Annotated in this window: 9 protein-coding genes; 7 read left to right on the top strand and 2 right to left on the bottom strand. The window is 33.3% G+C overall.

All coding sequences use genetic code 11. The features are described 5' to 3' along the window. From ACFFIP_RS11915 to ACFFIP_RS11905, 3 genes are all read left to right on the top strand, one after another. A partial coding sequence (locus ACFFIP_RS11915; protein ID WP_382387876.1) for a glycoside hydrolase family 19 protein occupies positions 1-1,641 on the top strand: 1,641 nt, incomplete at its 5' end. 11 nt (positions 1,642-1,652) lie between these two features. Beyond that, entirely contained in the window at positions 1,653-2,117 is a 465-nt protein-coding gene (locus tag ACFFIP_RS11910) for a hypothetical protein (RefSeq protein ID WP_382387875.1), read from the top strand. Between the two features lie 2,135 nt (positions 2,118-4,252). Further along, on the top strand, positions 4,253-5,461 hold the full coding sequence (locus ACFFIP_RS11905; RefSeq protein WP_382387874.1) for a site-specific integrase: 1,209 nt from the start codon (positions 4,253-4,255) through the stop codon (positions 5,459-5,461). A 26-nt stretch (positions 5,462-5,487) separates the two neighbouring features. On the opposite strand, the gene ACFFIP_RS11900 is transcribed toward ACFFIP_RS11905, so the two are convergent. Beyond that, positions 5,488-6,276, bottom strand: a complete 789-nt coding sequence (locus ACFFIP_RS11900; protein WP_382387873.1) for a J domain-containing protein — start codon at positions 6,274-6,276, stop codon at positions 5,488-5,490. A gap of 7 nt (positions 6,277-6,283) precedes the next feature. Next, positions 6,284-6,496 carry a hypothetical protein gene (locus tag ACFFIP_RS11895; RefSeq protein WP_382387872.1) on the bottom strand — a complete coding sequence of 71 codons (213 nt, stop codon included), beginning with the start codon at positions 6,494-6,496 and terminating at the stop codon, positions 6,284-6,286. Positions 6,497-6,576: 80 nt separating this feature from the next. On the opposite strand from ACFFIP_RS11895, the gene ACFFIP_RS11890 reads away from it, so the two are divergent. The 4 genes from ACFFIP_RS11890 to ACFFIP_RS11875 all read left to right on the top strand — a co-directional run bounded on the left by ACFFIP_RS11890 (position 6,577) and on the right by ACFFIP_RS11875 (position 8,155). Then, entirely contained in the window at positions 6,577-6,825 is a 249-nt protein-coding gene (locus ACFFIP_RS11890; RefSeq protein ID WP_382387871.1) for a helix-turn-helix domain-containing protein, read from the top strand. Positions 6,826-6,829: 4 nt separating this feature from the next. Then, entirely contained in the window at positions 6,830-7,057 is a 228-nt protein-coding gene (locus ACFFIP_RS11885) for a hypothetical protein (RefSeq protein WP_382387870.1), read from the top strand. Between the two features lie 15 nt (positions 7,058-7,072). Further along, positions 7,073-7,372 carry a hypothetical protein gene (locus ACFFIP_RS11880; RefSeq protein ID WP_382387869.1) on the top strand — a complete coding sequence of 100 codons (300 nt, stop codon included), beginning with the start codon at positions 7,073-7,075 and terminating at the stop codon, positions 7,370-7,372. Between the two features lie 165 nt (positions 7,373-7,537). Next, complete coding sequence (locus ACFFIP_RS11875; protein WP_382387868.1) at positions 7,538-8,155, top strand: hypothetical protein; 618 nt, start codon at positions 7,538-7,540, stop codon at positions 8,153-8,155. Positions 8,156-8,167: the final 12 nt, after the last annotated feature.

The following is an 8,167-nucleotide window of genomic DNA, read 5'->3' as shown; positions in this document are numbered from 1 at the left end:
CCCCCCCCCCCCCCCCCCCCCTCCATTTTCAGCAAATTAGCGTTTGGTAGGAGGCGTCCTAAGACTGCAAGAGAGCAACAACCAAGCTACAGATGGTTTGGACTCTTCGTTTTGCTGTTGACGTTTACAATTTCCTGTATACCTGAGGAGCTTCTTGACTCCGAAAACCAGATAAATGATCCAGAGGTTGTTAAGGCTAAAGCCTGGTATGCATCCCATGAATCAAACCTATCTAAAGGCAAAGGTGAGAATTACAGAAGTAGTTCTTCAAACCCTGAACTAAGACCAAACTGGAACCTGACTAAGAAGCATACCAATGCCGCAGGTCAGGAGGTATTGGAAGTCAGCCTTCAGGTCAACAAGACCATGGTCTCCAGATACATGCTGGAAAAGTTCAAAAACAACAGACCCAGACCCCATCAGATCAGTCAAAACCTGCTGATGGTAGAAAAGGCCAATGGAGACTATGATGTTTTTATTTTTAAGATCCATAGCGAAACAGACCTTTCGGTAAACAACAGGAGGGATTTCTTCTACGAGGTGAATTATGGTAAAACACCCTCCGATTTTTCCGGTGAATTGGTCATCACCACGATAAACGAAGAACTTGTCAGGGGATGGAGGGTTAATGATGGAAAAACCCTCATGAGTTTCAGAGCTGTAAAAGGAAACAAACGGCTTAATTACGCCAATTTTTCCGGCACATGCGGAATAACAGAATCAGAATCCTGTGAGGTGACAACCTCCATGGAATACGATTCTTTCCTGGGAGAGGAAACTATGAGTTCAGAAATCAATTGTTTTTACACCTACCAATATGAATGTATTGATCCGGAAGATAACAGCCAAGGACCAGCATCAGAAGAACCTGATCCCCTTGAAGGAACCGGAGGGGGAACATGGGAGGGAAATGAGGAGGATGATTGTTACACTTCTCAAGAAGATCTGGAAAGAGCCTTTCCAAATGCACCTATTTCATTTTTAAAAGATTTAGAAGAACACCTTAACAAATACAGTAAAGCTTTTGGGATCGACTCTAAATATAAAATGCAGCACTTTCTTGCCCAAGCAGCACATGAAAGTACAGATTATAAAGGTTACCCTTTTTCTGCATTAGAAGAAAACCTAAATTATAGATGGAGGAATTTAGGTACAGAAGATAATTGGGAAAAATACTTCAATCCCATAACTAACCCAACGGCAGACCCTTTAAAAGCAAACCCGCATGATTTTAAAAGATCATCAACCTCTGATTTTGTAGACCCGGAAAAATTTGCAAATTATGTGTATAACCGAAAAAGCTTAGGCAACGCAAATTATGGTGACGGATATAGATTTAGAGGGCGGGGAATATTTCAGCTTACCGGAAAAGGTAATTACACTGAATTTAACCAGTTTTACAAGCAAAATTATAACACCAATATTGATATCCTTAACAACCCAGACTTATTAAGTACTAATACAGAGATTGCAACATTAAGTGCGTTGTGGTTTTTTCAAAAGAAGGTATTAAATACAGTTATTGTTGATCACCAAACTGATGTAGAAGTAGTAACCTATAAAATTAATGGGGGAAATAATGGGATTGAACACCGCAAAAGTCTACTAACTAAGACATTGGAATTCATTAAATGTTTATAAAAATAAAAATCATGAAAAAAACTTTAAAATTTAGAATAGCCGTTTTGATATTAATATCTATCAGTTCTTTAGTTGGTTTTCGACTAATATTTAATCAGATGACAAATCAAAACATGATTGGGATTTGGATTTCAACTGACGACACCAAGTGGATTTGGGAATTTAAAAACGATGGTAAAATTTATGATTATTATAATGGAAAATTAACAGGCACTTATTCTTTCTCCCTTGAAAAAACGAGTCCCCAATGTGGCATGATTGTCGATGAGGGTCCACTTTTTGAATATTTAAGAATAACAAACATTCATGACTCACAAGATATTCGATGTTACGAAATACTAAGTAAAAATGAAGAATATTTGCAAATAAGGCTACTTGATCAAGGAGGTTCAATAACTTTTCGGAAATCTGCAAATTCTTTGGAAGAACCAAATAATGACTTTGACTACGGTGACGGAGTCCAAAAAATCAATTAAAATTTAAAAAGGTTCCCAGTTGAGGGAACCTTTTTTTATCTTTATCTGGGTTAGCTTTGTAACTTCACCCTCATTTCCTTACCAATTTTCAATTGGTTCGATTTGATATCATCTTTCTCCAGTAGCAAATTATAAATTTGTATTATGCAGAAGGTGATGGTGAAATTTATTTAGGCACTCTACCAAAAAGGCGAAAAAGCTTGCGAACCATCTTGGCAAGACTCTACTATACAATAATATTCATTTGGTTTCTGTTTGGCTGTGGAGATCAACAAAAAGATTCCATTTCCCAGGAGGAATCAGAGGAAATCCATGAACTGATAAATCAACTTATGTATGAAAAAGAAAATGATAAGTGGAAATATTTATTTTCTATCCAATTGGTTATGTATTGATAATTTAAATGAGACTGCCTCTAAATTAGATAGTTGAAAGGCCTCCCGATCTTGATTTGATAAGCATCTCCCATAAATAAAAATAATTCCATCACATTGAATTACAAATTCATTGTGATAGAAAGGCCTAATTGCAAATTAAGCCTAATGCAAACCTCAAACTTCATCTAGTCGGGGTAGGCAATTCTTGGCTATTGGTATTGAATCTCATTGGAATTTTTGTTTAGTGTGATAACTGTCTCTTTTTGAGTGAGATTTGGTTTCGGTCCCCGCCTAGGTGTAGAATAGACCTTCGTTGGTTTACTGGGTGGAATTTGTAATTCCACCCAATTATCAACACCAATTTGTAATTGGAACAGATATCCAAGTACTGCATTGGAATATAGTTTGAGATCAGGTGAATTACAAATTCAAATTTATAGAAAGGCGTAGTTGCAAACTACGCCTAGCGCTACCGCCAAACTTCACCCAGATGGGGTGGATATTTAGCAAACTAATATTTATAGTTACATTCCCAAATGAAGGTGGGTTGGATCCACCATGGCGGACAAGTTATTCATGGATATTGATTCGAAATCATAGGTTAATTCTTTAAGTATGTAATGCGGGCATAATTTCAGATATCCACAAAAAGATATTTGTAAAGAGATATAAAGAAGAAAACCCAGGGTAGTTTTTGACTTTTTTCAAGGAAAAGTTTAAATATTTGAAAAGTGCAATGGTTTCTTGGATTTTGTCGTTTTAACGGAGTATCTACGGGGAATGTATACCGTATCCATAGGGGAGGTATAGGGAAAGTACGGCTTAAATTGGGGTTTTTTAGGGTAAATAATTGTATTTTTTGGAAATAAATATGATAAAATAAAGTTTTGTTATTTAGGGAATTTCACCCTATAGAGGAGGTTTGGAGGTATGATTTTTTAAAACCGTTGAGGTTATTTAGTTGGTAAAGTGATTGCAGTGTTAAAAAGGGAATTTGTGTAACTGGTTGGATAAAATTGGATTTATCCACAGTTGAAAATTTCTTAATCTGGTTTTTAGGTTTGGAAGCAGTAAATTGAAGAAAAAGTATGTTATGTTAAATAGGGTAGCAAATGTTCTTTCAATCATACTGACTCAAATTTATGGTTTTAAAGTACGAATTGTAGAGTCTTTTGGCAAGATGTTTATCTTTATAACATGTTGTTTTTCAGTTTTTTAACATCATTTTGGTGAGTCTTTTATTCTCTAAGAAAAAACTCACCAAAGTCTCACCTCAATTTTGAGAAAAATTAAAAAAAACGTGTAAAAAACAAAAAGACCTGCACTCAGCGAGTACAGGTCTTTTTCAATTAAAAGATTGTAAAATTATTGGTAAAGTGCCTTTTTTGATCAATTTAAAGGCTGTTTTCACTAGTTGGCTTGACAAATCAAGTCTTTCAGAATATTGATTTCGGTCACTTTTGAAAGCTTTGAATTTGTACCTAGTGGAGCTGGAGGGATTCGAACCCTCGTCCAGATAGGGAAACACCGTACCGTCTACATGCTTAGTCACCTGTTGGGTTTTCGATCAGACACTGCTGGATGACACACCTAATGTGTTGAATTTTAGGTAATTATGTAAATTGAGATGTTGGCTATTATTCGTTTAGTAAAAGCTCTCAGGGTGTATTTCCAAAAACTACAAAAATGACAATTAATGTCAAAAAAACTGATTTTGAGGTGCTTTAAGATGGTTTTGCCACCAAATAGCCACCAAAAATGTACAGGACAAAAATTGTATTAAAAGCTGTCAGCAAGAGAACTGGGAGGGGTAGACTCAATATTGAAGTGACTTTTCAGGGCAATGGAAATAGGGAAAGAGTGTATTTAGCCACCGAGGAATCTATAGAATGTAAATATTGGGTAAATGGTAAAATCTCTAAAGCTTACCCAAATCATAAAGAAATATGGAGAAGAGTTGAGGTAAGACACAATGAAATAAAAGACCAGCTTTTTGCTCTTGTGAATGAATATGGCTTTGCCAATGCTACCTTATTTAAGAATTATTTTAAAGGAGAGAACAATTCAGAGAAAGATTTGATCTCCTTGTTCAATGATTTCATAGAAGTAAAAAGAATCACTGCTAAGTATAAAACAGTAACGAAGTTAATTACTATAAGGAATCAGATGTTAAAATTCATGGGTAAAAGGAAGTATTACCTTCATGAATTTGATCAGAAATTTGTGAATAGATTAGGACACTTCTGGCAGGATTCTTTGAATTTGCAGCCTAATACCATCCATAAAAACTTCAAATTTTTGCTTTTATTTATGAATCATTTGCATAGAGAAGAGGTACTTGATTCAGTAAAATTCAAGCAACTGAATTATCCCAGGTCAGTAGAAACCAATACAATCCTTCTCCAAAAAGAAGAAGTAAAGACCATCATCCAGTATATTCCAGTATCTCCAAGACTTAAGAGAGTTAAAGATCTGTTTTTAATCCTGATATTCACAGGACTAAGATTCAGTGATGGAGTAAGGATGTCCAAAAGATGGGTAAATAATGGGTTTTTAAATATCCATACCCAAAAGACTGATGAAAAAATCAGCATTCCTATCCATCCCATGCTTAGGGAAATTCTGGAAAAGTACCAATACAATCTTCAGGAATTGAAGATTTCCAACCAAAAATTCAACAAAGCAGTAAAGGAGTTATGCTTTGAAGCTGGGATCACTCATGAAGTGGAGGTGATCAGATATGAAGGAGGTATTAGGAAATATATAGCAATACCAAAATATCAGCTTATAGCCAGTCATACAGGGAGAAGAACTTTCATTACCAATTCCATTCTGGCAGGTATTCCATTATCAGTAATCCAAAAGATCACAGGTCATAGGAAACTAACCACACTCCAAAAATACGTAGATATTGCTGATGGGATTAAAGCTGAAGAAATGGAGAAATTGAGTAGATATTTTAAATAAAATTGGGGGTCTATCCCCCAATTATTTTAAAATCTAAATGAAACATCTTCTGAAATTAAAGATAATGGTTCATGATTATTTTTCATTAAAAGCTTTAAATCGCCTTTATTAGTTGAATATGTATAAGAATATTCTCCTCTATTATTCAATTTTGATTTTTTTACTTTAGTAATTTTTAATTCTAAGGGTTCACCTAGAACTCCATCTTTAATATCAATGAAAATTTTCAAACTATCAATCTTAGCATATCCATCAACTTGATATGATTCAAACTCATTTTTGAATCTTCCATTAATATATCTCTTTTCCACCACAGTAATATGTGTTATGTTTTTTTCAAGGATTAATCTCTCGTTACTAGGAATTGTAGAACTTGAAAAGGAACATCCTCTCCACACTGTAGAAACAACTCCAACTATCAAAACTACACTGAAAGTCTTAGCGATGGAATTCCAAATCACATTTCCAGATTCTTTTAAAGACTTTTTTACAACCTTTTTAAAATCCTCAAACTTAACCTTTGCCAGCTTAGAACTTCTTTCTTTTGCTTTATCTACAAAATCCTTAAATTTTGTTGATTGAATATCATTATTGCTTGAATCTGAATTCGTAAAGTAAAGGTTATCAAAAACCCTTCTTGAATTTGGGTCTGATAAAATTTCATATGCTTCTTGTATTTCTAGAAACTTAGAAGTTGTATTCTTTTCTAAATTCTTATCAGGATGCCATTTAAAGGCTAGTTTTCTATAGGATATTTTTATTTCTGAGATTGTTGAATCTTTAGAAACACCTAGGATTTCATAGTAATTCTTCATTGTGTCACTATCTTTTTTCAGGAGTGTTATCGTTGCTATTAAAATTTTTTTTCTTCCAGATTGACTGAATTCCAAAAATCATCCCCATAAATAAAAGACCTACTAGGATGCTACCATTACCTTCTCCTGAAGACATAAAAGCAGCTTGTATTAATGAAGCAATTACAAAAAAACCGATTATTATGAAGATTGTACTTAATATTTTCTCTGATTTTTTCATTTTTCTTGTAATATAGATACTCTAAAGTAGTATCTTTATAGTGGTAACGCAAGAGTTTGTTTTCATTTTGCTTTATCTTTATGAAAAATAAGGATGAGCAATTTGAGGAATACAAAAAAGAACAGCTCAAAAAACTAGCTGAAAGAATAAAAGAACTTAGGGTTAAAAAAGGATATACTTCCTATGAGTACTTTGCCTATGATCACAATATTCCAAGAGCTCAATATGGGAGGTATGAAAAAGGAGAAGATCTAAAATTCAGTAGTTTGCTTAAAGTACTTAAAGGCTTAGATATTTCAATTGAAGAGTTTTTTACAGGATTTAAATAAAGATATGGAAAATATTGCATATTTAATTTTCTATGCATATATGGCTGTTGGAGCAATTTTATTGCTAGGTTCAGTTTTTAAATCCAAAGATTTGATTAAAATAGGTCAAATTTTAGGGATTGGTATTACTGCAATCTTTATGATTGGGTATTTGTTTATGGCTTGGGCTCCAATTGTTCTTGTATTAGGAGTTTTTGCAATCTTGATTTTTGCAGGTAAACTTTTTTCATGACTAAAATTATTTAAAGTGAAATTCAATAGAAAAGACTATCAAGATGCCATCAATCAAATTCATCAAGAGTGGAGGCATTTTGATGTGCCTAAAGTTATCCATGACAGAATCATTCAATTAGCCTGGGATAGTGTGGAGGAAGATTTAGTGATTAAGACCATCATGGATGAATTTCAAACCAAAAAATGCTATGCTACCAAATGCTATTGGTTCTCAGATGCATTTAAATTTGAGAGAGAGCAATATGCAAAGATGGGGCTCTTTTTAGCTTGTGATTCATGTAAAGAGTCTTGTATCCCTGAAATTTTGAAATAAGGTTTCTTTACTTTGAATATTCCATCTAAATCTGAATTCAGACCAAATTTTTGAGCCTTTCAATTACTTATTATAGTTTTAAATATTAATATTATTTGATTCAATTGAGAGAGTTCATTTAATATTTAAGAAAATGCTATTGTCTAACTAAATGAAATTAAAAAAGTGAAAAAGATAGTTTGGTTTTTACTGATTATGTTTTATTTCAATATCAACCTTTATAGTCAGAAACTTTACGTTTGGTGTCAAAAAGAACAATCTATAACACCTAGGAAAAAATTTCTTAGCGATGAAGTTGTTGATATTGTTGTTTTTGATGGAAGAAATATTCCTCCAAAAAGTAAAGTAGAGTGTGAAAGTGAAACTGTAATCAATAATTTAATTGATTTAATAGTTGAAACTTATCCATCTGCAAATATAAATGTTAGAGATTCGGACGATTATTATGAAAAGCCCGAGGATAATAGAATTACATTTAAAATCTCAATTTCAGCTTTCCATGCAGCATTTGGAGCAGATGTTAAATTTGCTATTGGAAGTGTAGGAGGTGATTTTAGTTGGGGTGCTATGCCTGAAGGAAAATGGAATGCATTAACAGGGTATTTTGTCTCAATCTATGATTATAGAGAGGGTAAAAGTAAGGTGGAAAAAAAGGATATTGGAAAAATTGCATCTAGACCAAATACTGGTGGATTTAGAACAGCAAAAAATATACTTAACATTACCTATATTGAAGCTAATCAAGAATTGTTTAATTTTATTGATAGGGTTCTAATGGATTAATTTATCTTTGAA

It is taken from the genome of Fontibacter flavus (assembly GCF_042432905.1).
In the GTDB taxonomy this organism is placed as follows: Bacteria; Bacteroidota; Bacteroidia; order Cytophagales; family Cyclobacteriaceae; genus Fontibacter; species Fontibacter flavus.
Note: the sequence above shows the minus strand (reverse complement) of the source record. Positions and strands in the feature narration are given on the sequence as shown.

Coding starts and splice junctions, on each gene's coding strand:
- ACFFIP_RS11910 (WP_382387875.1), top strand. CDS start 1,653: ATGAAAAAAACTTTAAAATTTAGAATAGCCGTTTTGATATTAATATCT.
- ACFFIP_RS11905 (WP_382387874.1), top strand. CDS start 4,253: ATGTACAGGACAAAAATTGTATTAAAAGCTGTCAGCAAGAGAACTGGG.
- ACFFIP_RS11900 (WP_382387873.1), bottom strand. CDS start 6,276: ATGAAGAATTACTATGAAATCCTAGGTGTTTCTAAAGATTCAACAATC.
- ACFFIP_RS11895 (WP_382387872.1), bottom strand. CDS start 6,496: ATGAAAAAATCAGAGAAAATATTAAGTACAATCTTCATAATAATCGGT.
- ACFFIP_RS11890 (WP_382387871.1), top strand. CDS start 6,577: ATGAAAAATAAGGATGAGCAATTTGAGGAATACAAAAAAGAACAGCTC.
- ACFFIP_RS11885 (WP_382387870.1), top strand. CDS start 6,830: ATGGAAAATATTGCATATTTAATTTTCTATGCATATATGGCTGTTGGA.